Annotated in this window: 21 protein-coding genes; 8 read left to right on the forward strand and 13 right to left on the reverse strand. The window is 46.8% G+C overall.

What is annotated here, in order from left to right; genetic code table 11:
* Positions 1–156: 156 nt before the first annotated feature.
* Positions 157–4,461, reverse strand: coding sequence for a WIAG-tail domain (locus tag V6W81_RS23515; protein WP_338540554.1), 4,305 nt, complete (start codon positions 4,459–4,461; stop codon positions 157–159).
* Positions 4,462–4,739: 278 nt separating this feature from the next.
* On the opposite strand from V6W81_RS23515, the gene V6W81_RS23520 reads away from it, so the two are divergent.
* Together V6W81_RS23520 and asd are read left to right on the forward strand one after the other, a co-directional pair.
* Positions 4,740–5,870, forward strand: a complete 1,131-nt coding sequence (locus tag V6W81_RS23520) for a YheC/YheD family protein (RefSeq protein WP_338540555.1) — start codon at positions 4,740–4,742, stop codon at positions 5,868–5,870.
* A gap of 86 nt (positions 5,871–5,956) precedes the next feature.
* Complete coding sequence (gene asd / locus V6W81_RS23525; protein WP_145049713.1) at positions 5,957–6,748, forward strand: archaetidylserine decarboxylase; 792 nt, start codon at positions 5,957–5,959, stop codon at positions 6,746–6,748.
* Between the two features lie 406 nt (positions 6,749–7,154).
* Here asd and V6W81_RS23530 read toward each other — a convergent pair whose 3' ends face one another.
* Both V6W81_RS23530 and V6W81_RS23535 read right to left on the reverse strand, forming a co-directional pair.
* The gene (locus V6W81_RS23530) at positions 7,155–7,940 is read right to left on the reverse strand and encodes a helix-turn-helix domain-containing protein (RefSeq protein ID WP_056702506.1); all 786 of its coding nucleotides are present in this window, start codon (positions 7,938–7,940) and stop codon (positions 7,155–7,157) included.
* 201 nt (positions 7,941–8,141) lie between these two features.
* Entirely contained in the window at positions 8,142–9,593 is a 1,452-nt protein-coding gene (locus V6W81_RS23535) for a PLP-dependent aminotransferase family protein (RefSeq protein ID WP_338540556.1), read from the reverse strand.
* A gap of 145 nt (positions 9,594–9,738) precedes the next feature.
* On the opposite strand from V6W81_RS23535, the gene V6W81_RS23540 reads away from it, so the two are divergent.
* The 3 genes from V6W81_RS23540 (at position 9,739) to V6W81_RS23550 (ending at position 12,245) form a co-directional block, all read left to right on the forward strand.
* Positions 9,739–10,356, forward strand: a complete 618-nt coding sequence (locus tag V6W81_RS23540; RefSeq protein WP_338540557.1) for a pyridoxamine 5'-phosphate oxidase family protein — start codon at positions 9,739–9,741, stop codon at positions 10,354–10,356.
* Positions 10,357–10,489: 133 nt separating this feature from the next.
* Positions 10,490–11,788: an aminotransferase class I/II-fold pyridoxal phosphate-dependent enzyme gene (locus tag V6W81_RS23545; protein ID WP_056702498.1), complete on the forward strand. Its 1,299-nt coding sequence runs from the start codon at positions 10,490–10,492 to the stop codon at positions 11,786–11,788.
* 334 nt (positions 11,789–12,122) lie between these two features.
* Positions 12,123–12,245, forward strand: a complete 123-nt coding sequence (locus V6W81_RS23550; RefSeq protein ID WP_217363759.1) for a YjcZ family sporulation protein — start codon at positions 12,123–12,125, stop codon at positions 12,243–12,245.
* Positions 12,246–12,748: 503 nt separating this feature from the next.
* Here V6W81_RS23550 and V6W81_RS23555 read toward each other — a convergent pair.
* The 5 genes from V6W81_RS23555 to V6W81_RS23575 all read right to left on the reverse strand — a co-directional run bounded on the left by V6W81_RS23555 (position 12,749) and on the right by V6W81_RS23575 (position 17,620).
* Positions 12,749–13,966, reverse strand: a complete 1,218-nt coding sequence (locus tag V6W81_RS23555; RefSeq protein WP_145049705.1) for an ABC transporter permease — start codon at positions 13,964–13,966, stop codon at positions 12,749–12,751.
* A 2-nt stretch (positions 13,967–13,968) separates the two neighbouring features.
* Complete coding sequence (locus tag V6W81_RS23560; RefSeq protein ID WP_145049703.1) at positions 13,969–14,721, reverse strand: ABC transporter ATP-binding protein; 753 nt, start codon at positions 14,719–14,721, stop codon at positions 13,969–13,971.
* A gap of 27 nt (positions 14,722–14,748) precedes the next feature.
* On the reverse strand, positions 14,749–16,119 hold the full coding sequence (locus tag V6W81_RS23565) for a DEAD/DEAH box helicase (protein ID WP_338540558.1): 1,371 nt from the start codon (positions 16,117–16,119) through the stop codon (positions 14,749–14,751).
* 212 nt (positions 16,120–16,331) lie between these two features.
* On the reverse strand, positions 16,332–17,105 hold the full coding sequence (locus tag V6W81_RS23570) for an SDR family NAD(P)-dependent oxidoreductase (RefSeq protein ID WP_338540559.1): 774 nt from the start codon (positions 17,103–17,105) through the stop codon (positions 16,332–16,334).
* 56 nt (positions 17,106–17,161) lie between these two features.
* Positions 17,162–17,620 (reverse strand): chemotaxis protein CheX, encoded by a 459-nt coding sequence (locus V6W81_RS23575; RefSeq protein ID WP_056702483.1) that lies wholly within the window; start codon positions 17,618–17,620, stop codon positions 17,162–17,164.
* 510 nt (positions 17,621–18,130) lie between these two features.
* Between V6W81_RS23575 and V6W81_RS23580 the strand changes: the two genes are divergently transcribed.
* The 3 genes from V6W81_RS23580 to V6W81_RS23590 all read left to right on the forward strand — a co-directional run bounded on the left by V6W81_RS23580 (position 18,131) and on the right by V6W81_RS23590 (position 20,510).
* Positions 18,131–18,511, forward strand: a complete 381-nt coding sequence (locus V6W81_RS23580) for a VOC family protein (protein WP_338540560.1) — start codon at positions 18,131–18,133, stop codon at positions 18,509–18,511.
* A 255-nt stretch (positions 18,512–18,766) separates the two neighbouring features.
* Positions 18,767–19,669: a LysR family transcriptional regulator gene (locus V6W81_RS23585; protein ID WP_056702477.1), complete on the forward strand. Its 903-nt coding sequence runs from the start codon at positions 18,767–18,769 to the stop codon at positions 19,667–19,669.
* 31 nt (positions 19,670–19,700) lie between these two features.
* Positions 19,701–20,510, forward strand: coding sequence for a histidinol-phosphatase (locus V6W81_RS23590; protein ID WP_338540561.1), 810 nt, complete (start codon positions 19,701–19,703; stop codon positions 20,508–20,510).
* 262 nt (positions 20,511–20,772) lie between these two features.
* On the opposite strand, the gene V6W81_RS23595 is transcribed toward V6W81_RS23590, so the two are convergent.
* The 5 genes from V6W81_RS23595 to sdhA form a co-directional block, all read right to left on the reverse strand.
* A complete protein-coding gene (locus V6W81_RS23595) occupies positions 20,773–21,414 on the reverse strand; it encodes a GNAT family N-acetyltransferase (RefSeq protein ID WP_338540562.1) in 642 nt (213 codons plus the stop codon).
* A gap of 161 nt (positions 21,415–21,575) precedes the next feature.
* Complete coding sequence (locus tag V6W81_RS23600) at positions 21,576–22,325, reverse strand: metallophosphoesterase family protein (protein WP_338540563.1); 750 nt, start codon at positions 22,323–22,325, stop codon at positions 21,576–21,578.
* 58 nt (positions 22,326–22,383) lie between these two features.
* Positions 22,384–23,331, reverse strand: coding sequence for a metallophosphoesterase (locus V6W81_RS23605; protein ID WP_338540564.1), 948 nt, complete (start codon positions 23,329–23,331; stop codon positions 22,384–22,386).
* 172 nt (positions 23,332–23,503) lie between these two features.
* Positions 23,504–24,268 (reverse strand): succinate dehydrogenase iron-sulfur subunit, encoded by a 765-nt coding sequence (gene sdhB, locus V6W81_RS23610; protein ID WP_056702459.1) that lies wholly within the window; start codon positions 24,266–24,268, stop codon positions 23,504–23,506.
* Positions 24,269–24,484: 216 nt separating this feature from the next.
* Complete coding sequence (gene sdhA / locus V6W81_RS23615; protein ID WP_338540565.1) at positions 24,485–26,227, reverse strand: succinate dehydrogenase flavoprotein subunit; 1,743 nt, start codon at positions 26,225–26,227, stop codon at positions 24,485–24,487.
* Positions 26,228–26,271 lie beyond the last annotated feature (44 nt).

Below are 26,271 nucleotides of genomic sequence, written 5' to 3' on the forward strand. Positions count from 1 at the left end.
TGTGGTGAACGTTCTGATACCCCTCACTGTCCGAACGGATCGACCCTAATGATGAACAAAAGCGGTGTCCTGGACAAATCCGGGAACCGCTTTTGCTTGTTAACATGTAGAAATATATATAGTACGTGTTCAACAGCGGGCGTTATGAACAACCTCTTATACGGAAGGTCCAGCAGCGATCCATGATAACAAACCATACGTATGCTTGCAGCCTACCGCACGCGATACCTCCAGCACCGCCTCATCCTCGCTCTGAGACAGCAGGGATACCTGGAACCCACGGTCATTGCTCATCGCAACAATAACATAATGCTCTGATGCAAATGACTCTTCGAATGCAACCGTCACCTCTACACATTCTTCATTCTCTGGCAGGATAAATGCTTCCATACCGAATTGTTGCACAACCAGTTGACGGCTAACACTACGTACAGGTTGGAAGGATAGATGTTGAGGCTGAACCGCTCCTGCCTGTAACTGCTCACTACCTACGATATTTTCACACAAATGCGCTTGTTGAACAGACTGTTCACTGAGCTCGAACGTATGATTGCCGCTATCCGTCTCGGCTACACCGGAGAGTTCTCCTTCTGGCTGAATCCATTCGCCTGTCGATAGATCAGTCTTTGATTCTGTAACAGGCTGTTCTTTCCACTCCTGGACAGATGTCTGAAGTAATTGGATCGCCTCGGCATGTGCGACGGTTTGTTCTTCCAATCGTGTAAGTTGCTGTTGTTGATCAGCTAACGTAAATTGGGTTTGTTGATCCGACTCGTTCAGTACATTGAGCTGGTTAACAAGATCCAGATGTTCTGAGTGGTCGGGTTGATTGATCGAGTTGGGCTGATTCAGGTGATCTTCTTCTACAATTGAAGGTGCTTCCTGCCGTTTGCTGGCTTCAAACTGCTCTAGCGTCTCTCCACTGACCTGACGAATCGCAGTCCAAATATCCTCGCTTAGATGTGCAGTATTCACACTTCCTACATTTAAATGTTGAGATGTGATGCTCTGCTCACGGAGCTTACTTCCATCAATGGCACCACCCGCAAGTTTATCTACCGTGATAGCTCCGTCTCGAATGTGAGCTGCGTTAATGCTTTGTGCTTGGATGTGATCTCCTTGAACGGCCCCACTCTGAATGTGAGTTGCATTAATGCTTTGCGCTTGGATGTGATCTCCTTGAACCGCACCACTCTGAATGTGATCTCCGTTGATGCTGTCCGTTTGGATATGACCTGCTTGGATAGCTCCATCCTGAATATGAGCCGAATGTACGCTCTCTCCCAACAAATGCACACCCGACACTGCTCCTGGCACCAATTTACTGCCATCCACACTGCCCTCAGCAAGTTTATCCAGCGTCACGGCTCCGCTCTCCAAAGCCTCTGTTGTTACACTTCCCACTTCCAGATGTGACGCGTGAATGCTCTGTTCTTGAATGTGTTCTCCGTTGATGCTTTGCTCCTGGATGTGGTCTCCTTGAACGGCACCACTCTGAATGTGGTCTGCATTAATACTTTGTGCTTGGATATGATCTGCTCGAATGGCTCCGTCCTGAATATGAGCCGACTGTACGCTCTCTCCCAACAAATGCACACCAGATACGGCTCCCGGCACCAATTTGCTGCCATCTACACTGCCACTTGCCAACTTAGAGCGAGTAACGGATTCCTCTTGCAAAATAATCGTGCTGACCGATTCTTCTTCTAGATGAGCTGTGCCAATACTCCGTTCATGGATATGATGGGCAAAAATAGCTCCATCATGAATATGGCGTGATTGTACTGCGTCTTGCTGAAGCTGAACGGTGCTAATTGAATCGGCCTTGAGGTGCAAACCACTAATTAAGCCTGGTTGCAGGTGCGCTTCTGTTACCGATAACGGTGCCAGATGATCCGTCTGAACGGATCCGGGTAGGATATGATGGGATGTAATGGCCTGCTCGTTGATATGTTCCCCATGAACACTATCTGCCTTCAGATGTTGTGAATGAATGACTTGATTGCTCAGATGATCCGACTTGATGCTGCCATCAGCCAGATGAATGGATGTTACTGCGGATGGCTGCAGATGCTCACTGCTCACTGAATCATGCTGTAATGTGTCCGAAGATACAGAATCCGCAACCAGATGTTCTGCATTGACTGATCCTGGACGTAATTTATTGCCTGTAATACTTCCATCTGCAAATAATTCTGGTGACCGGATCTCATCTGCCAGATGCTCCAGTGACACCGAGTGCTGCTTCAGATGATAACCACGAATCGTTCCCGCCGGAATATGCTTAGCCGTAATACTCTCAGCCATGATTTTACTGGATGTGACGCTACCATCTGCGAGCTTAGCTGAGGTCACAGCCAAATCTGCTAATTTATCTGTAGCAACGCTCTCAGGTGATAATTTTGGTGAAGTAACCGAATGATCTGTGAGATGTGGTGGAAAGATGCTGCCTCCAGCGATCTGGCTGGAAGTCACGCTTCCCGGAGCCAATTTATCTGTAGTAACCGCACCACGAGATATGGCATCCGTTTGCACACTTCCTGGCTGTAGATGAGGTACGCCTACGGCGTGCTCGGTTAAATGCTCCGCTTTCACTGCATATGGTCGAAGAGCATCGGAACCCACGCTACCTGGCGCAAGATGAGCACCCGTCACTCCGCCGTGAGCAAGATGAGATGATGACACACTTCCTGGAGCAATGGCTCTGCTACTGATCGATGCCGAGCCTAATTTTTCTTCCGTTATACTTTCATCCGCAAGCTTCGTGTCGGTTACCGCACCGTCCTGCAGCTCATACGTACCTACCGCAGACTCCGTCAGATGCGATGTGGAGACAGCCCCGGGTGCAATCGCATCTGCAGACACACTGTCTGTGGCTAAATGCGTAGCCTCGATACTTCCACTCGCAATATGGATGGAATGGATCGCTGCATTATCCACATGCACAGGCGAGATCCCCCGGTTGGCAATATGTTCTGCACGAATAGAGCCTTTGGCGATATGCTTCCCATGCACTGCCTCATCGGCAATTTTGGAAGCAACGATACTCTGATCTGCAATCTTCGAAGCTGTAATGGACTGTTCCAGCAGTTTGGCTGTCCCTACAGATTGATCTGCCAATTTACTGCTGGTCACGGCACCATCCACCAGATGTTCATTGGTCACTTCGCCCGTACCGATCTGTTCCCTACCTACAGCAGCAGTCCGAAGCTGATTAGATCCAATGGCGCCATCCACCAGATGTCTTCCGCTCAGCGAGCCTTCAGCCAGATGTCTTGCTTCAATTGCACCGTCTTCAATCTGCTCACTTCCAATACTACCTGCCGCGAGCTGAGAACGATTAATTGCCCCTTCAGCCAGATGGGTCTGCTTGATCGCACCTGACTGAATATGACGAGATTCCACCGATTGTTCTTCGATTTTGCTGCTAGTAACCGCTCCCTCACGAATTTTAGCTGTTGTCACTGCTTCGTCCGCTAACTTGGATGTATGCACCGCTCCGCCTGTCAGATGGCGAGTATCTACACCGCTGATAGCAATTTTATCTCCAGTAACAGCTTGGTTTTTAATTAACTCCTCCGTGACAAGCATGCGACTAAGATGCCTTGTGCCAATCGAACCATCCGCAATTTTGGCTGCATCAATGACCTGGTTGCCCAGCTTTTGCGATGTGATACTGCCATCTCTTATTTTCTCTCCGCCAACAGAAGCATTGCGTATTTTGTAACCAGATACCGAGCCATCAATTAAATGTTCCTCTGATACAGACGCCTCGGCAAGTTTAGCAGATACAATCGCGCCATCTGCGATATGAATGCTGGTCACTGCGTAATCTTGTAACGCCTCGCTGCCAACAGCTCCAGGTTTCAATTTGGATGCATCTACCGAGAACGGTGCAAGTCTACTCTCTGTTACCGCATATTCACTTAGGTCATCCGTATAGATGTATGCCCCCGTTGAGCCTGGCATCTGATTCTGATTCAAAATATATCGGCGATCCTGACTTGTCGTTTCCTTCAATTCTTCTAGAACACTAGGCGCTACACTGCTCACTTGAATTTGCTTGGTTTGTTCTACGGGTGCTGGCACCTCTGGTACCTTTGCCACTTTGGGTTCAGGTTGTACTGCTTGTGGCTCAGGTTGTACTGCTTCTGCTTTTACTTCTGATTTGGCTTCTGCTTCTGCTACTGCTTTTGCTTCTGCTTCCACTTCTGGCTTAACTTCTTTCGCGTTTGTTCCATCTGCAGCTTGATCCGCTGATACTGGCGAAGTTTCTACAGGTGTCTGATTTTGAATGGCTCTAGGAGCCGGTACAGATGTCTCCAGCCGTTCTTCCTTGTGCAAGAACGGATCCGATTTTATCGAGCCGATACGGCGATCCGTCAGTTCCAATTCCTTAAACTTCGGGCTCACATGCCGCAGTTTCGGCGTAAGAACCTTCTTTTTGCCTCTTTTACTCATGCAGCTTGCTCCTTCCTCTCACGTTCGTCTCCGGCATCATATGCTTCAATCTAGGCATCTGCCACTTTTAATCTGGACTTTTATCCATACCGAGCCATCATGTACAAGTAAGAACGGATCAGATGAACCCCATGAAGTGAAATAGGCTGCGTACGGTTACAACGAAAAAGGCAGCTGTCCATGCCCTCCGAGCAAAACTGTCATACGATATCGTATAAGTACGGGTATGCCATGAACGGACGAACCAGTGCCTTGATAACTTTGAAGGAGGAGCGGTCATGCCACAAGAGACGATCGGCATTATGTTCGATTCACGCATGTACCGAGGGATACCGGCCGGAAGAACCGGTCAGGAATCCCTCGCGAATTATGAGCAGGCAGCAGCTAGCCACGGATTGATCCTTTGTTTTTTGCGGCTCGAAGATATTGATTTCAACACAAAAACCTGTATAGCCTATGTAAAAAAAGAAGACGGATACGTCCGCCAAAAAATGCCCTTACCCACAGTCATTCACAACCGTGCACTTCAGCTCCGCCGAGCGGAACAGCATCAAGTTACTACCTTACTTTTGCAAGGTATTCAGGTATATAACGTTCGTAATCGTTACCGTAAGGATCACATTCACGACATGCTCCGTCAGGAGCCTTTACTGAGAGAGCATCTGCCTCATGCTGTGAGAGCCACACCTGAGTCGTTAACGGATATGATGGAGCAGTATAATGATCTGATCATTAAGCCATGTAGCGGAAGTATTGGGCATGGCATTATCCGAATATTCAAGCAAGACGGGCATTGGAAATTAACCCGTGAAACGAGAGCTTCTCGCAAAGGCTGGGCTACCTTTCGACTAACCAAGGGGCAGCTACCCTCAGCGATCCTGCGCCGAATTTTCCGCTATGCACACCTTATTGAAGAACGTATTCCTCTCATCCGATATGAGGGAAGACCGGTGGATCTGCGTGTTTCCGTACAACGTGGAATGGATGGTTTATGGGGAATGACTGGACTATTCGCCAAAGCCGCTCCGACACATACCTTTGTCACTAATATCGCTCAAGGCGGTAAGGTCATGACGTTGGGTGAGGTGTTAGGCTCTGATGTGAATAGCTACGAGCTCGCACAACTGGAATCCAGAATCTGCTTAGTCTCGCTGCGTATCGCCAAAACGCTGGCGGCAAGCCTACCTCATCTTGCGGATCTAGGTCTTGATTTAGGCATCGCCCGCGACGGACAGATTTATTTTATTGAATGTAATGGACGGGATCAGCGTTACGGTTTCCGTAAAGCCGGTCTGGTGGAACAATGGAGGGCAAGTTACCACGAACCGATGGCATATGGGCGTCTTCTACTGGAGCAGAATTCGCGTATCCCTAGACAACCACAGACGTACCGTAAGTACCCGTATTGATTTCGGAGGCATTCTGTGTCAATATTATGCAGAACGGCCGGGTCCTACCGGCCTTGATGTTCGCACTAACCCTAAGGGGGATATTCATGGCAAAAACGCTGTTACGGTTAATGACTGAGCTTTCTTCTCGCAAATGGATCTCGCGAACTGTGGGAGCCTTCTCCAAGAGCAGAGGAAGCAAGGCATTTATTCCTTATTTTGTCCGGACCTACGACATCCCTGTTCAGGAAGCAGAGAAAGACTGGAAGGAATACCGTTCACTGAATGATTTTTTTACTCGCAAATTAAAACCAGGCATGCGCCCATTAGACCTTTCGGAACATGCGCTAATTAGTCCAGTAGATGCCAAAATTACGGCAGCGGGTCCAATATCCGCAGGAACACTCCTGAATGTTAAGGGACAAAACTATACACTTGCTGAATTGTTGAATCACTCACCACATCTGGAGAAATACAAACATGGTTATGCCTTCGTCCTGTACCTCAGCCCTCGCGACTATCACCGCATTCATGCACCTGTTAGCGGACGCAGGATTGAGAGCGAACATATCAAGGGTAAAGTTTACCCCGTGAATGATTTTGGTCTGACACATATGAGAGCCGTGCTGAGTCGCAACGAACGGCTAATTACGTACATCGCCCATGATTATGGAGAAGTAGCTGTAGTTAAGGTCGGTGCGATGAATGTGAGCAGCATTCAGTATGCTGATGCAGACACCAGCACATGGGCACAGGGAGATGATTTAGCCTATTTTGAATTCGGCTCTACGGTGGTTCTCCTAACGCAAAGTGGTACATTCGAACCTACACCTGGCTTACAGCCAGGAGATTCCGTCAAAATGGGAACATTGCTCGGCCGTTTGAAACCAATTCACTGATACTCATAAGACAGGCGGCAACTCTCATGCACAATTAAAAAGGATGGCGGAACACCTGTAATCAGGGTCTCCGCCATCCTTTTTAGATTAGTCTATGTATCATGCTAGCATGATACAGCCATTTCACTGCATGTATACAAGCATTACGAAGTCTCACTCCGTAATTCATTGATCGACTGATATCGCCTCAAAACCATACATCCTGCAACTCATCTGCGGGTTTCGATCGACGCAGACGGTTCCGGAAAATAAGGCATCCTTTTGTAGAGCATCCCCGGTTGCGGATCCGCCGTTTTCCGTTCATCCCAAGTCCCCCCTTCGTTTGTTCATCTGGAATGCTTTTTACTTACCCCTCACTCCCAGACTTGAAACGCTATGCTGTATCCTGGCATGAAGACCTAACGCCCTAACGAATCTCGGAAGGACTTTTGCCTGTATACTGCTTGAACTGACGACTGAAAAAGAAGATATCCCGATAACCTAAAGCATCCGCCACTTCGGTGACATTCATGCCAGTATGCACGAGCAGATGCTCTGCACGTTCAATACGCATACGAATGATATACGATTGTACAGAAGAGCCAACTAACTCTTTAAACTTAATCGAGAAATAACGTGGAGATAGCCCCGCACGTGCAGCCAAATCCTCCACTCGATGCGTGATCCCCGGATGCTGACGAACATAATTCGCCACTTCCTGAATCACATCCGATAGCTGGTTACTCACCTTTTTCTCGACAGGTGCTTCCGTATCCGCACGCAATAGATGAATCATCAACTGCTTCAAGATCAACCGACTCTCTTCGGTGCGACCGTATACGTCAGACAGGAACAGTCTTACATACCGTGCGAGCAAATGTTCAAACTCCACCGTCTCCTGGACTTCACGATAGGACTGAGGCACATCCGTCACGTCCACATCCACATCAAAATGGATATACGTCAGTACAAGCGGTTTCTGTCTATTATGTGTAGCACTTGTATGATCTCCTGGTCTAAATAGGAAACAACTGCCTTTACCCACCTCGTAAGGCTGGTCATTCAGCACAACAGTCCCTTCACCGCTCCACACATAAAATAAATCATAATTCTGCATCGGTTTTTCCCGCTTCTGCCACTTCCATCCCGGTTCGCAGACTATTTTGGCGACAGCGGGCAAAATAACAAATGATGACGGCGATGCCTGCAGCATGTCGCCACTCCCCCTTGAATGTTAATCTCTAGCTATTGCATCGTACCCATTCCTATCGTTTGGAGCATAGGCTTACGAATTGTTCATCTCAGGTTACCCGATCCGTGTACGCAAATCCTCGTTGAAATGATGCAATATGCTCATATATATATTCTCTGCCCCTATGGGAGCAAAATGTCTTATTCTATTATACAGCGGAATTCATCGAAACGAAAATGTACTCTTCTCCCAAGCGATCCGCATTCGGTTAATGCCCTCCGTAATCTCATCCTCCTCCAAATGTGCGAAGCCAAAACAGACTGCAGGATGGCCTGGTGTGAGCTGATAACGTGCCGCATCACGGAATATTACACCATCCTCCTGAGCTAACGTTTTGAACCGAATATAACGCTCCCGATCATCATTCCAAGAAGCATAGATATGCAGTCCTGCATCCCCTGGCTGCATGGTAAAAGCTTGGGGCAAATGCTGCTGCATCTCACGAACAAAAAAGGCATGTCGCTCCCCATACAATCGGGTTAAACGTCGTAAATGCCGCAAATACCCTCCCCGCATCATCCACTTTGCAAGTGCACGCTGTTCGAGCAGTGCAGGTGGCACAGGTTCATACAACGCTTTAGCCGCGAGAAGGGGATCTACGAGCGATGGAGGCAGCACTGCATAACCAAGCCGGAACGAAGCTACCATCGTCTGCGAGAAGGAGCCTACGTAGACAACGCGTTGTTCCCGATCAAGCACTTTGAGTGGTTCAATCGGTCTTCCTCCCCATCGAAATTCGCTGTCATAATCATCCTCAATAATGACGGCATTTCGTTTACTTGCCCACGTCAGTAATGCCTTACGCCGTTCAAGGCCGAGAACAGCGCCTGTTGGAAATTGTCTGGTAGGTGTTACGAATAACACCTGTGCTCGCCAATCCTGAGGAATAATACCTTGAGCATCAATGTCCGCTGGAATAATCACGCCACCGCAAGATTTCACAGCATGAGCTATGCCTTGGTATCCTGGGTTTTCTAATACGGCTGCTTCTCCCTCCGAGATCAGTAACTGCGCTAGCAGTACAATCCCCTGCATGGAACCGCTGAATAATACGATCTGAGAGGCATCCGCATCTATGCCCCGTGTCCATCTAAGATGAGAGGCAATCGCTTCTCGCAGCTCTAGGTCTCCTGCGGCACTGCTATGTTCACGCCAATCGCTGCGATGAACAGCCGCCAATGCACTCTTCCACTCAGACTCCGGGAAATGCTCTGCTGGCATGCGCTGCACCTGAAAGTTAATGATGGATTTCCCGTGTGCCAGGGCAGGCGTATCTCCCTTTTGAGTATCCAATGCTGCCACTCGCTCTCCCCATGCAGACAGGACAATTTTGGCTTCCGTACCCTTCTTAGTCGCTGTCGTTAATGTGTCTGTTACAAATGTGCCTTTCCCCCGATAAGCCTCAACGTAACCATCTGCAAGCAGCATATCATACACCTGTGCTACAGAACCGCGTGACATACTGTACTGAACCGCGAGTTCACGTGTGGAGGGCAGTCTTGTTCCTCCGGTCAACGTGCCTGCATGTATAGCATCACGCAATGCATGGTATAGTGCGACATATTTGTATCGGTGCTGCTGCTCATATGTATCCATCGGTAACCAGAGTTCCATTATGCGTCTCCTTTGTATCTCTCAGCTTTACTAAATTGGACTATAAATTCGAATGTAAATTGGATCTATTTATATGTCAATGTACGCTCTATTGTTAGGATAAAGCAACCTTTTCGATTAAAAAACCAATTCAGGGGGAACAACGATGAGACGAAAAGAATTTACAGTAGAAGAAGAACAAGAGATCATTACCTTTCTAGACCAGTGCTCCTTTGGTTTTCTGGGAACGATCAGCCCGGATGGACAGCCTCGGGTGACGCCACTGAATTTTGTTTATATGGACGGCTGTTTTTATTTTCATGGCAGCCTTGCTGGAGAGAAAATGAAACAGATTAAGCAGAATACTTCGGTTAGTTTTACAGTTGCCGAGGAGTTTTCGCTGATCCCTTCCTATTTTACTGATCCAGAGCTGGCTTGTCCGGCAACCTCCTTTTTCAAAAGCGTTATGGCGTTTGGTCAAGCAGAGCCGGTAAAAGACTTAGAAATAAAAGGTAGGGTTCTACAACGATTTATGGAGAAGCTCCAGCCACAAGGTGGCTATGTCCCTATCGATGCAGCGGACTCACGTTACACTGGGCAGCTCAAAGCTGTAGCCGTTGTGCAAATTACGCCAGAGCGACTAACCGCCAAGTTCAAATTTGGTCAAAATCTCTCGTCTGAAGAGTTCGAAGATCTCAGTAATAAACTGGAAGCTCGAAACGAAGGAAGGGATACAGAGACCGCTGAAATGATGCGAAAATACTGTCCTTTTCATCAGCAATAAACCTCTATTTTCAATCCACAACAACGCGGTGAAGTGTTATAACTGTCATTATGCGTAATTTCCGTGACGGGGGGATGTCAAGGTGTTATAATGTTAGGCAGTTGAATCCCAAAGACTTGGAAGGATGAAAAGAATGAATCCACTGGCTGAACAGTTGAACGAAAGTATTCAGGCAGGCAGCAGTCACGTCTACTCGATGCTGTCGCAGCTCGGCAAAGAAATTTATTTCCCGAAAGAAGGTATCTTGAGTCAGTCTGCTGAAGCAGCAAGTCTGGCCAAAACCTATAATGCCACGATTGGTATCGCCCTAGAAGGCGGAGTGCCTATGCATCTACCTGTTATTCAGGAGAAGCTGTCCGCATTCCAACCAAAGGATCTGTACCCATACGCTCCTCCTGCAGGCAAGCCTGAATTACGGAGTGTTTGGAAAGAGAAGATGTTGAAAGAGACCCCTTCATTGGCAGGTAAGTCTTTCGGCAACCCAATTGTAACGAATGCATTAACTCATGGACTCAGTATTGTAGCCGATTTGTTCGCAGATGAAGGCGACGCTGTTATATATCCAGATAAAAACTGGGAAAATTATGAGCTGACTTTCGGAATTCGCCGTCATGCTCAGTTGGTTCATTATCCACTGTTTGATGATCAGTTAAACTTCAACAGTGCGGGGTTGCTCGAAGCGTTGCTTGCTCAGAAAGACAAGGGCAAAGCCATCGTATTACTCAACTTCCCGAACAATCCAACAGGTTACACGCCAGGCCCCGAAGAAGCAGATGCGATTGTGAATACGATTCATCAAGCAGCTGAAGCAGGTGTCAATGTAGTCGTTGTAACAGATGATGCTTACTTCGGACTTTTCTTTGAAAATTCGATTCACGAATCCTTGTTTGGCAAACTCGCAGGCATACATCCACGTGTGCTGACCATCAAAATCGATGGCGCAACGAAAGAGGAATTCGTATGGGGCTTCCGCGTAGGCTTCATCACGTATGCCCACGAAGATGCTGCTGTGCTACATGCCATGGAACAAAAGACTCTCGGTATTATCCGGGCGACCATCTCCAGTGGGCCGCACCCTTCTCAGACATTTGTACTCGATGCATTGAAAGCACCAGAGTTCGAAGCTCAGAAGCAGGAGAAGTTTGAAATTATGAAAGGCCGTGCCAACAAGGTGAAGGCTCTTCTCGATAGCGGCAAGTATGGGGATGTATGGGAGTACTATCCGTTCAACTCCGGATACTTCATGTGTCTGAAGCTGAAAGAAGTCAGCGCTGAGGCACTCCGTACCCATTTGTTACAACAATACGGTGTCGGAACAATTGCGCTGGGTGAGACTGATCTGCGAATCGCGTTCTCTTGTATTGAAGAATCCAACTTGGAAGATCTCTTCGATACCATTTACCGTGGAGTTCAGGAATTACAAGCCACTTAAATTAGCATATTATTGTCGTGTGACTATAAATAGGTTAGGTTCATAATGAACCTAACCTTCCTATAAGCCCCCCCTCTCGGTGATGTATTCATCATTTAGAGGGGTATTTGGCATATTATCTGGGTAACAGATTGATAGCAGATCGAACCGTTAGATTCCCCACCGTTCCTACCTCTTTTACTCAACGTTATCGGTTATCTTCTTAGCATACACCGCCCAAAATGGTTATTTTCCTCAGGAATACAGGGCAAAGACCCAATCAGCCAACACCCAAGGCACATAATATACGGTGTACGCAAGGGCGTGCCAACAACGAACTGAGAGGGGAATGACCATGTCTGGAGTTGAAGAAACAAGAGGCGGTTATGGATACGGATTTGGAGGATTTACAAACACAGGTGCGATTCTTGTATTGTTCATTCTGCTTGTAATCATCACTAAGTCGTTCCTCTACTAGTCCCGATCTGTTGTATTCATTCTGCACGATGAATTCAACCTTACACACGATCTGTCCGTGTTGTTAGAGGCATAGGAATATGTCAGACAACACGTCGGTAGGCGGCTATCCATTCGTGGGTAGCCGACCTCTCACACCACAGTTTATGTACGATCAATATGCGACATTGTCCATGTTGATCTGTAATTGTAGCCGCCCGCACTGCGTAGGGGATGTCAGGACCCCTACCCGTACGGGCTTTTTTCATCGTAACCGTGCTGGATAAATATCCATTTACGATATCGCGATAAAAAAATAAGGAAGTATCCGTAATAGGTACTCTAGATATTCAAGTAAGCCTCTTACGGCAAACACCGCAAGAGGCTTACTTGAATACAAACTATACGATGTAAGCAAGTCATCTAGTAAATGTCGTAGGCAATACGACTACGATTCTAGCTACTGACATTGAGCCTTACACATCATTGCTGCTCGTCAGCATCAGGATTACATAAGAGAATATTCTACTCCTCTTCTTCTTCCTTCAGCCACTTTTTACTTTGCGAACGTCGCATCAACACAATGACCAGCACGCCCAAAATCAACCCTACACCCGCTATCGTGATTCCACCGATCCCACTCGACAGCATCGGCAACCACATCAGCAGAGCAGACAACGCATGTAGATTCGAAATGAAGCCCAGCACTTGTGAACGGCGGCTCTCACCTGAGATCGGATAGATCATGATCCAGAATGATTCGGCGTGACTACGACGTAGTGCCCCCAACTGCACACCAACCAGCAACAAGAACACGAAGTATGCCCCGATGCCAAAATAAGTACCTGCCGTCCACCAAGACAACAGCATCCCGAGCACAATTAAACGTACAACAATGGAGAATACCTCTGTGCGAATGAACGTCTTCGTAATAAGGTAGCGGTACGCTTTGCCTGCACTCCACGCAAGTCCACTTCCCCATTTGCTAAGCCAGCGTCTGGAGCTGACCTTTTGTCCTGAGGAAGGTACGTCTACGAACCACCCCAACGTCCGCATCACTCGGCCTGCTTGACCCTGCTCAACCTGAATCAGACGTTCCCAAGCCACCCGATGCTTCACAGGTATGCGCAGAGCTACTAGATAGACCGCCGCCAGCAACAGCAAAAACCAAATACTGCGCGCTGGTGGCTGCCATACCCAAGCCGCCACAGCAAGAATGGCGGTTGCCCAGCGAAGCAAACGAAATGCCCTGGATGCACCCACCTGAACCATACGTAGCTCTTGCCATGCACCGTAGCTTGATAATCCCTTCCACACGAGTAAGAGCAGGAGAAACCAGGTGAAAGGTTTGGCATTCTGATCTGCCCTTACATAGAGTGGCCATAGCGTAAAGAAGATGAGCAGCATACCCAACGTTTTGTAGATTACGCCACGGGCAAAGCTGTTCTTCAAATATTCATGCATCCGATGTTCCTGTGGCCGTAAAAATACGATATCTGCTGGATGAAGATATGTACGATATCCGCTAAATAACACCAAAGGGGTAAGCAGAAGCAATGTAATCCAGCGAATCGGAAAACCTGCAGGTATGTTCTGTACAAATGAGGTGTACCAAGCGGAAAAGGCAATGATAAGAAATAGAAATACCATCGCTACCCCGCTCTGAATGACATATCCCAGATAAGGAAGAATTTTATTCCAAAAGCCCGTGCGTCTTTGCTTCCATAACAGCCTCAGATCCATACTCAATCCCTGCCTTGTACGAGGGAATAGAACATATGCTCAAGCGTTGTATTCGACTCTCCGTATTGAGAACGCAGCTCCTCCAGAGTTCCATGAGCGATGACCTGTCCACGATGCAGAACAATGAACCGATCACAATAGTTCTCTATGGTCGAGAGAATATGCGAGCTGAGCAGGATGGATGATCCGGATGCTTTCATCTCCAGCATGAAATCAAGCAATGAACGAATACCAAGTGGATCGAGCCCCAAGAATGGTTCATCAATGATATACAATGGTGGCCCTGCTACAAATGCACACATAATCATAACCTTCTGCCGCATTCCTTTGGACAAGTGAGTGGACAGGCTGGTACTTTTCTCCCGCATACGGAATAAATCTAGCAGTTTCTCCGTACGATGCTTGAAATCGGCTTCCGAGACACCATATGCTCTTGCTGTGAATTCCAAATGCTCCATGACCGTCATCTCGTCGTACAATTCAGGTGACTCAGGAACAAAAGCCATCGCGGATTGGTAGATCTGAGCATCCTCTTCCCTTGTCTTACCCATTACGCGGACTTCACCCTGTTGTGGGGTCATCAAACCTAAGATATGTTTCATCGTTGTACTTTTACCAGCGCCATTTAATCCGATCAGTCCGACCATTTCTCCGCGTCCAACTTTCAGATCAATGCCGTGGAGGACAGGCCGCTTGGCACTATATCCTCCACTTAACCCGCTGATTTCCAATACCGGGGATTGAACATTACTCATGAATTCCTGCACCTCTTTCGTCAGGTTTTATTCTTCGGAACGCGGTGTATTCCCCTTGCTCCATTTTGGCGCTCCCTTATTCTTACGATCCTGGTTGCGCTCCGTTCTTCCTGTATTACCGGCTGGTTTGTTACCAGCATCACGTTGATTCGATACCGCTGCTCTTGCACCACCATTACGTGTTGCCTGTCCCGGTTTGCGACCTTTTGCGGAGCCTGGCTTCCGACTGAAGGAATGCCCTTCTGGCCGCGTATCAGGACGTGGATCTGCTTCTAGCACTTTACCACCGAACAACACACGCTCTGTAAGCTCAAGCCCCAGCTCACGTGCAAATTTACGCATAATAAAGATCTGTGTTTCATCTACAATGGACAGTACAATACCACTTCGTCCCATACGTCCAGTACGACCTGCGCGGTGAACATAATGCTCTGAATCAAACGCAGGATCATAATTGATAACCATCGGCAATCCTTCGATATCCAATCCTCTCGCGGCAACCTCACTCGCAATCAACAATTGGATTTTACCGTTACGGAACGCGGACAAGACATTGCTCCGTGTAACCTTATCAGCATCACCGTATAGCGCGGCTGCGGATAGACCCAAATGATTCATTTTCGCTTCAACTTCACCGATATCTTCCGTAGCATTCACGAAGACAATAGCACGATCCGGATTGTACTGTCTTACGAGACGACGCAGCATATCAATTTTGTTCCGTGTTTCCTCTACAAAATAAAAATGCTCAAGCCCTGCTGCGGTTGCACGCTCTGGTTCAATTCCGATATGAACTGGCTCCTTCATCTCTCGCTTCGCAAGGCCAGCCGTATGTTCATCAATCGTTGCCGATAAGAAAATAAGCTGACGATCGCGGAGTGCACTGCGCAGAACAAAATCAACGTCACTCACACCACCAAGCTGGAATACTTGGTCTGCCTCATCAATGACAATTGTGGAGACGTTATGCATTTTCAACTTTTTCAATGTAATCAATTCTTTCAATCGTCCCGGTGTTCCCACAACGAGTGCTGGATGCTCACGCAACTTCTCAATCTGACGTTTCACCGCTGCGCCTCCAATTAAGCCTAGCACACCAATTTTACGTTCTTCTCCATAACGCTGTGCTTCACGTACAATCTGCATAGCCAATTCTTGTGTAGGGGCGATAATAAGCTTTTGTGTGCCCTTTACATCACTTTTGATCGTTTGCAGAAGAGGCAACAAATAAGCAAGTGTTTTGCCTGTTCCCGTCTGGGATTTAGCAACGACATCTCGCCCTTCCAAGATCACTGGTATGGTCTGCGCCTGCACAGGAGAAGGTTCATTAATGCCATGTCCGGCAAGTACTTTCTCAAGATCCTCTGCTACGCCAATTGAAGCAAATGTATTTGTCATGTATGTCCATCCTTTAATTTTATTCATTTATTTTTCCGTGGGATAAGCCTCTCATCACATTAACTTTCATTATATGCGAAAAGCAGCTATGAACCAAATCTTAACCAAAAAAAAAGAAAAGCTCCTCGGCGGAGCTTCCCGTAATTCAACCGTGATGTCCATTGCTATATTATACTTGAATACGCTGTCACTTGATGTATCCTATTCGTCGCTCACTTCTGATTCATGAAACCATGTGACAAGCGATCCGCAAGACGTGGGAACAACTGATACAGCCATATCCCGGCAGATGCCATTCGAGGCAAATTCACTTCTTCTTTACGCTTTTTCATCGCCTGAACCATATGTCTTGCAACATCCTCAGGTTTCAACATCATCCAGCGTACATTGTTGACATAATTGCCAGATGGATCTGCACGATGGAAGAACGGTGTATCAATCGGCCCAGGATTAATGGTGGTCACCTTTACTCCCGTTTTACGCAACTCCTGACGTAGAGCATTACTGAACCCGAGTACAGCATGTTTGGTTGCTGTATAGGAAGCTGACTTTGCCGTTCCGATTTTGCCAGCCATGGAGGCCACATTCACAATCTGTCCCGTGCCACGCTTCAGCATGTGCGGCAACACAGCCTTCGTGCAACGAACAATGCCCATGTAGTTCACGTCCATCATTTCATCGAATTCCTGCACGGTCATCTCCGTCATTGCAGCAAACTTTCCATATCCCGCATTGTTCAACAATATATCGATTCGTCCGTACTTCTCTAACATGTTACTTATCGCTGCCTGCACCTGCTCGTCATTGGTGACATCCAGCGTAAGAAGCTCATGTTGCCCATTCAGCGAAGCACCAATCTCTTCAAGCTTGTCCCGCGAACGGGCAGCCAAGATAGGAATGGCTCCTTCTTCTATCAGCATCTGAGCACAGAGTGCGCCAATCCCACTCGACGCGCCAGTAATGAATACAACCTGATCTTTCAGCATATCTGATGTCCTCCCGTAGTGAACACATATTGCCCCTTGAGGCCTATGATTCTATTCTACGAGATCATCACCTGAATATCCATCTCACCAATGCCATCCATCAACAATGGAATGCTCAATGCTTTTGTTGCACTAAATGCAGTCAAATGTTCCGATTTCATGACTTGTGGAGGTGTAATATCCACAACCACACCTTGATTGGACAAAATGGTACTTGCATTACCACTGATCATATTACCAAGCTCGGAGATTGCACTTTTACTCATATCGTCCATTTCCGTGATCACAAAACCGCCCATCATGGCTGAAACAATTTTCAAAGCAACCGACTCTTGAATGCCAAATACAATATTTCCGCTCATTTGTCCGGTCATTCCAATGACGATCCAGACATGGTCAGCAATGTACTCTACATTTTTCACGCCAAGACTTCCGGTGGAAGGCGAAACCTGGATGAGCTGTTCAAATACATTGCGTGCTGATTCCAGGAAAGGATTAATCACTTCCGCTTTCACTGTTTATGTCCCCCTCGCACTGGGTTATTGGTCACACACCAAAAGTCCCATATTCTATAAATTTATTATACTTTATCACGTACAAGAATACATCATGAATTCATCAATGAATGTGTACTATAATTTATCGTCATCTGTGTGGCAAATGTTTATAGCTAATTTTGGCGAAATAACAGGGTTTTTTGGATAATGTTTAGGTAGTTTTTTCCTCCCTACGCCCACGCAAAGGGGCTTAGGACTATTTTACTGTTTTATTGAAAAGACTAAAAATTAAAATGATATAAATCGAAAATAAGTTCTTAAGCATTATTTTCGGGAAGATCAGATCAGAAGCCTTTCATTATGAAAAAAACATGACTTCTACCGCCTGCTATGGTATAGAAGAATAGGAGAGATTTTAACCTTTTCTCGGAGATTTTTTGCTCTCCAGATCGTCGGTCTATAGCGAGGTTCTTATAGATAAGTTCCTCATGAGCCATGCCATCATTTAACTAGGGAGTGAACCATTGAATGATTAGCCAAGTCGGTCAAATCATGCTGTACGTCAACAACCAAGAACAGGCTCTACAGTTTTGGACAGAAAAGGCAGGTTTCCATGTCATCGCAGAAGAAAGTCTCAGCCCGGAAATGAAATGGTATGAGATTGCTGCAACCCCGGATGCTGAAACGAGCCTCGTTCTTCAAGACAAGCAGGTCGTTGCCAAAATGTCGCCTGGCGTTAATCTAGGCACACCTTCTCTTATGTTTTTCACCCCGAACATCGATCAGCTCTATCAGGACTTCAAAGATAAAGAGATTACCGTTGGCGAATTGGTGGATTTGCCTTTTGGAAGAGTATTTAACTTTGCCGATGATGAAGACAATTACTTTGCCGTTATGGAACGCAAATAACATAGGTTTACCCTTTCACAGATCATGACCTTGATGTCGTAATGATCTTCAGGCGGCTGACGCTTAGTCAGTCGCTTTTCTTATTTGAACAACTCCTTCAATGTATTCCTATGTAATGAAAACTTCGTGATGTTAGATTTATTGCCCTGTTCCCTTGAATCACCTATAATTTAAGATAACGGAACTATGAAACGTTACGGATTCCACTCACAAGCTTGATATGTAGTCGATACTTTGCCCGCTAGGAGGAAATACATGAATATCAGCCAACTGGAGACGCTGATTACGATATCCAAAACGATGAGTTTCCGCAAAGCGGGAGAATTGCTGAATCTCACTCAGCCTGCCGTCTCTGCCCAGATCAAAAGTCTGGAGGATGAATTCAACACCGTTCTTGTAGATCGTAATCAACCTGTCACACTCACTGACCGTGGCCAAGTATTTCTGGAGCATGCTGAGCGCATGCTGGATATTGTGGATGAATTGAAACAGAAGCTATCCGATCTGGATGAAACACCGCAGGGAAGGATTGTTCTCGCTACAACGACATCCATCGCCATTCAAATTTTACCAAGGGTATTGTCCTACTTTCAGGATCAGTTCCCTCTAATCAAAACGAGCATTCAGTCCTTACCGTCCTCACAAATTTATACTCAGGTCGAAAACGGTTTGGTCGACATCGGTATCGGTTATCTTACGGAACGTAATCCGAATCTGAATACCGCTGTGTTGTATTACGATACGTTTGAACTCGTCGTTTCTCCTGCCCATCCCCTGGCAAAGCAAAAGCACGCTGCCGTGGACGTATTGCGTAACACCCCGCTGATTCTATTGTCCCCTGATACTGTGGGGCGACGTTTTACAGAAGCTGTATTCAAAAAGTATGATATTCAACCCAATATCGTCATGGAGTTATCGAGTAGTGAAGAAGTCAAACGTATGGTTGAGATCAATCTCGGAGCGGCTGTGATATCTAAGCAATCTGTCGCACATGAGCTGCGGCAAGGTACGCTGCGAATGATCCCACTAAGTGAATTAGAGGTCAGTCATCCCGTCGGTGTCATTTACAAATCTAGCCGGTACCTCAACTCTGCTATGCAGCAATTTCTAAGTGATCTAAAAGGTATGCCTGAGACGCAGTTCATCAGTTCTGAATGACAAATGAGCTATGAGAAAGGAAGGATTTCTAATGAAATTTGATCTTCATACACATCATTTTCGTTGTGGTCATGCAGACGGTAATATTCGTGATTATATTGATGCAGGTATTGAGGCTGGACTTCAAGCCATCGGTATATCCGACCATACGCCGTACTTTGGCAGTGAAGAGGAGCAGGCGTTTCCGCGAATTGCGATGGCAAAATCGGAATTACGTAACTATGTCGAAGAAGTCCTGTCACTGAAACAAGAATATGCGGGCAAAATCGACGTATTACTCGGCATTGAATCCGATTATTTCCCTATCCATGCGAAGCTGTACCGCGATACCCTTGGGCAGTACCCTTTTGACTATATTATTGGATCTGTTCATCATACCGAGGATGTCAGTATCTTCAATAAGACGCGGTGGAAAGGACTTAGCGACGCACGCAAAGTTGAAGTGAAAACGAGTTATTATTCCTTGATTCGGGAATCTGCTCAAAGTGGAATGTTTCAGATCTTAGGTCACATTGATGCAATGAAAGGCAACTACCCTTCCTTCTCCGATATTATTGCAGATGAGGCTATTGATGAGACGCTACAGGTTATTGCCGAATCGAACGTAGCGATTGAGATTAATACGTCAGGCAAAACAAAGCTTAGCGGAGGCTGGTACCCTTCAGATGCCATTCTCGAACGTGCTCAGCACTACGGTGTGAAAGTAACGTTTGGATCAGATGCTCACAAACCTCAGCGTGTAGGGGACGAGCTGGAAGAAGTGCGTACTCGCTTGCTGGAGATTGGATTTACCGAATGGGTATATTTCAAACAAAAACAGATGCAGATCGTGCCTTTGTAATGGCACTGCCCGCTTACAGCATGCCAAGAACCCCACATGGAGCTTATTCCGTAGTGGGGTTCTGTGTTCTCGTAGTGATCTGATTTATATGAGAGCAAAAAAAATGAACCCGTTCGCACGGGTTCCAACAGCATAATATATTTATCAAAAAGGGGGTCATGAGATAAGTTTACCCGCTGTCTGTTAGAGTTCAATTGCAGCTATATTTCATTTGTGTAACAAATAATTTGAAGTGCAAATGAGATGTTTCAACTATCTTATTCTATGTCACCTGAGGCTTGTCGAAGACCACGGTCTGGAGGTTATCCTTCATAGGTACTTGAACCTGTTGCTCTCGGTACATGCTGTATACTTTAACGTCCATCAACGTATTACTTTCACTGGTGGCGTCATTCTCCACTGAACCAAAAGAAGGCAACGTCCGTTCATAAGTCATACCGCTTTTGTGTAATACACGCTCAGATGATACGTTAGCTTCGTAACACCGTGCTTCCACTTTCGACAAGTTTAGCTCCGTAAAACCAAATTCAATCATCCGTCGCAGCGCCTCCGTAGCTATCCCTAATCCCCAACAAGATCTGCTCACGATGTATCCAATCTGCGCTGTACCCTGCTGTTCATTCCAATGCTGAAACGAAATGATCCCAATGAGCGGTTCTCTACCTTTCCAACATATCCCGTAATGTAGTGATTCAAGCTTCGCACTACTACTACGAATCTGATTCAATAATCGCCGGGCACGAACCGGTGTTGGCTGGTTCCCCCTGTTCACATAGCGGATAATCTGTGGATCGGAGAACAATTCCGACAATGTGCCAAAATCACTCTGACGTAATGATCGAAGCACAAGGCGTTCTGTCCATAGTACAGGCAATCCCTGACTTAGCATTTTTCGGGTCAGCATGACAATCGCTCCTTTTGCCTATCGGGTTTGAGTCCGGTAAGACAAGCATGCTCTGGAGATGATCCGGAAGTATAATATTTGTTATTCAATTCAAAAACGACGACTACATATCGTGTTGATCCTACACGTCTTACGTTATTATGCCAACACGCGATAAGCTGTTATTCCTCAGTCCCGCTTTTCTCCTGTAATCCACGGTAAACACCTGTTCGAATCTCTCGAATGTATAACTCAAGTGCTGGTACCCCTGCTTGTTGCGCAACTCGAACTTCCTGCTCAATATCATAGGGAACACGGACAAATTGAATATTAATGGCTTGGTTTATATCTCTGTTGCTCTCTCCCTCAAGAATACAATACGAAGCCTGAGGGATATCCAGTGGGTTGCCCACACTCCCTACATTGAACAGAACTTTCCCATTCAAGTGCTGTAGATACGCATTGTGTACGTCGCCATAACCTATGATATCTGCCTGTCCGAGTTCAGGCTCATTCGCCGGGGCATCAAACATCGCTATGCGTTTGTCCAGTTCGTCCCATGGTTGTACGCGGTGATATACGCTTTGTGGTGAAGCGTGTACCAAACGAACGGTACGACCACTTAACTCGAATTGATGACTAAATGGAAGATTCGCTAAATAGTCTAGTCGTTCCTGCCCAAGCTTGTCTGCTTGCCAAGTAAAGTTCTCATTATCCCGATTCACGGCAACTAGCTCATCCCAGTTACCCCGAACGACTTGTTCACATGTCTCTCTCACCCGATCAACCACCTGAACTGGATCAGGCCCTTTTCCTACGAGGTCGCCAAGACAAAAGATTCGCTTCAGCCCGCGACTCCGAATATCGTTCAATACTGCTTCCCATGCCGTCATATTGCCGTGAATATCGGATACAATCGCAATTCGTTCCATCCTGGCTAACCTCCATTCATAACTTGCATATTCATGTAGTCTATTATGTTGATGTATATTATGTTTGATGACTCTGCAAACGAAATACAGTGACTTCGGGTCTGCACAAAAAACGAATGGGGAGATGGGTCATTCCGAACCCTCGATTGACATACACCGGCATTTTCGTCCAACCGACATAATACAATCCTTTTACAAATTTTTGTGCACCACGAGGAGCAGATAACGCTCCAATCCACGGAAAACGAACCTGGCCGCCGTGGCTATGCCCAGACAACTGTAATCCAAAACCATTTGAAGCTGCTCTATCCGCATAGTCGGGTTCATGCATGAGTAACAATTTCCAGATGTCTTCATCCAGACCTTCCATAGCTGTAGCCAAATTAGGCTTGCCCGTTAATGCATCATCTAATCCTACGATAGCTATTTGATCCCCATGATGTTGGATAACTACATGAGCATTCCGAAGTAAGGTAAAGCCAGCCTGCTCAAACATCTTCTCCACTTCTTCTTGCTGCTTCCCCCGGTAATCATGATTACCGAATATTGCAAACTTCCCAAACTTAGCATGCATGGAAGACAGAGCTGGAATACACTCCCGCATAGGTTCTGCATCTCGCTCCACAATATCTCCCGTAAAACATATCAGATCCGGCTGCTGTTCTTGAATCATAACCGCCAGCTTCTCGATCTGCTTCACCCCAGTATGGAATCCGATATGAGCATCACTAAACTGAATGAGTCGCAACCCATCAAAGGCACCGGGAAGTTTAGGGAGATTCAATTGCACCTGCTTTACTTCCACACGTCGCGGCTCCCATAGCGCATATCCACCTGTAAACACAGTTGCGATCGCTGTCATTAGAATTGTCCGTAACTTTGTACTTCGCCGGGAGGGATCATGATCCTTTTCCTGACCAGGAAAAAGGGGCTGCTCTGTCTCATTCTTATCGACTCCACGCCTAATTGGCGTTCCCTTATTGCTCTTATACGGCACCCTTGCCATGTTCCCTCTCCTCCTTCCGCACGCAATCCATCCCCTCATTATAGCATATTCTGCATCATAAGCTCGGTTCCTTCGCCCCATTACAAAAAGAAGCCATGTCCCCAAACAACCAAGATCGGAGAACACGACTTCTTATCTATTCCTATTCGATTGAAAGCTGAATTAGTTGCGATTATACGCCCAACCAACGTTTGAACATATGTTTCGTTGTTTGTTTGTTCATTTCCGCAATAGAAGTTGTCAATGGAATGCCCTTAGGACAGGATTGCACACAGTTCTGTGAGTTACCGCAGCCCTCGATTCCTCCATCCTCCATCAACGCTTCCAGACGATCCTCGGCGTTCATCTCACCTGTTGGGTGAGCGTTGAACAGACGCACTTGTGAAAGTGCTGCTGGTCCGATAAAATCTGTCTTTTCGTTCACGTTAGGACAAGCTTCCAAGCAAACACCGCATGTCATACATTTGGATAATTCATATGCCCATTGACGCTTCTTCTCTGGCATACGCGGACCTGGACCGAGATCATAGGTACCGTCAATTGGAATCCATGCTTTTACCCGTTTCAGGGCGTTAAACATCCGGTTACGGTCAATGACGAGGTCACGCACCACAGGGAATGTTTTCATTGGTTCAATACGAACCGGTTGCTCCAACTTATCGATCAATGCAGCACACGCTTGGCGCGGCTTACCGTTGATCACCATAGAGCATGCTCCACAAACCTCTTCCAGACAGTTCGATTCCCAACATACTGGAGCAATCGACTTACCCTCTGTATTAACAGGGTTCCGCTGAATCTCCATCAGGGCGCTGATCACATTCATATTGGGACGGTACGGAAGTTCGAACTCTTCGTTATACGAAGCTGATTCTGGGCTATCCTGACGTGTGATGATAAACTTGACGGTTTTGTTCGCTGTTGCTGGTTCCGCCATATCGTAGTCCCCTCCTTGGTGACGATGATTGTATTGCTATCGTTATAAGACCAACATGTTACACGTAGCCACTCCGCCGACAGAAGATCCTTCCGATCGCTGTTATCCCCAGATTTCTTGATCCACCTTAACAGGGTTAAAATCCGGGGATAAAGGCGAGCGCTTCGCTTCTTCAGTATTCTTCTGTCTTCTCCGTTAAGGTGTTAACTTTACTTATTAATCTTTGGAGTAGTCACGGATCCGTGGTGGGATCAGGGAAACGTCTACTGGCTCGTACGAGATTTGTGGACCTTCCTTCGACCAGCTTGCGATGGTCGTTTTGAGGAACTCCTCATCGTTACGTTCCGTAAACTCAGGTTTGTAATGCGCGCCGCGGCTTTCGTTACGCAACAATGCGCCCAGCGTCATGGCTTCAGCCAATTCAAGCATGTTCCACAACTGGCGGGTAAATGCCGCACCAGGGTTATTCCAACCTGAAGTGTCATACATGTTGATTTTGCCATAACGTTCTTTCAATTCCTTGATCTTGCCAATGGTTGCTTCAAGCTTGTCATTGTAACGCACAACCGTCATGTTGGCTGTCATCCACTCGCCAAGCTCTTTATGAATAACGTAAGCATTCTCATTACCTTGCATCTTCATGATGCCTTCGTATTTATTCGTTTGTTGTTTCGTATAGTTATCGAAGACGGAGGAAGAAATATCAGCAGACGATTTTTTGAGTCCTTTGATATATTCAGCCGCTTTTGGTCCAGCGACCATACCGCCGTAAATGGCCGACACCAGAGAGTTTGCACCAAGTCGGTTCGCTCCGTGGTATTGATACTCACACTCACCTGCTGCAAACAGTCCCGGAATGTTAGTCATTTGGTTGTAATCTACCCACATACCGCCCATGGAATAGTGGACTGCCGGGAAGATTTTCATAGGGATTTTACGTGGATCGTCACCCATGAACTTCTCATAGATCTCGATAATTCCACCGAGCTTCACATCCAGCTCTTTAGGATCTTTGTGGGACAGATCGAGGTATACCATGTTCTCGCCATTGACCCCAAGACCCATATCTACGCAGACGCTGAAGATTTCACGAGTCGCGATGTCACGCGGTACAAGGTTACCATAGGATGGATACTTCTCTTCAAGGAAGTACCATGGCTTACCGTCTTTATATGTCCAGATCCGTCCACCTTCACCACGTGCAGATTCTGACATAAGACGAAGCTTGTCATCACCCGGAATAGCCGTTGGGTGAATCTGAATGAACTCACCGTTTGCGTAATTTACACCTTGTTGATACACGGCACTTGCCGCTGTACCTGTGTTAATTACGGAGTTAGTTGTTTTTCCGAAAATGATACCTGGGCCACCGCTCGCAAGAATAACTGCTTCGGCCGGGAAGGTCTGAACCTTCATCGTTTTCAGGTCTTGTGCTACAATGCCTCGGCACACACCTTCATCATCGACAACAGCCTGTAGGAATTCCCAGTTCTCATACTTCGTAACTAGCCCCGCTGCTTCCCAGCGACGCACCTGCTCGTCTAGAGCATACAGCAACTGTTGTCCTGTCGTTGCTCCTGCGAATGCTGTACGGTGATGCTTCGTACCTCCGAAACGACGGAAATCAAGCAAACCTTCCGGTGTCCGGTTAAACATAACGCCCATTCTGTCCATCAAGTGGATGATGCCTGGCGCTGCTTCACACATCGCCTTAACTGGTGGCTGGTTCGCGAGGAAGTCGCCGCCATATACCGTATCGTCAAAGTGGACCCAAGGAGAATCTCCCTCACCCTTGGTATTTACCGCACCGTTGATACCGCCTTGGGCACATACGGAGTGAGATCTTTTAACTGGTACTAGTGAAAATAAATGAACATGAACTCCGGCTTCAGCCGATTTGATCGCCGCCATCAAACCTGCGAGACCGCCGCCCACAATAATTACATTAGATGATGCCATTGCTGTTCACTCCTTTATAAGTCAGCATTTATAAAAGTTGTTCA

It is taken from the genome of Paenibacillus tundrae, from assembly GCF_036884255.1.
In the GTDB taxonomy this organism is placed as follows: Bacteria; Bacillota; Bacilli; order Paenibacillales; family Paenibacillaceae; genus Paenibacillus.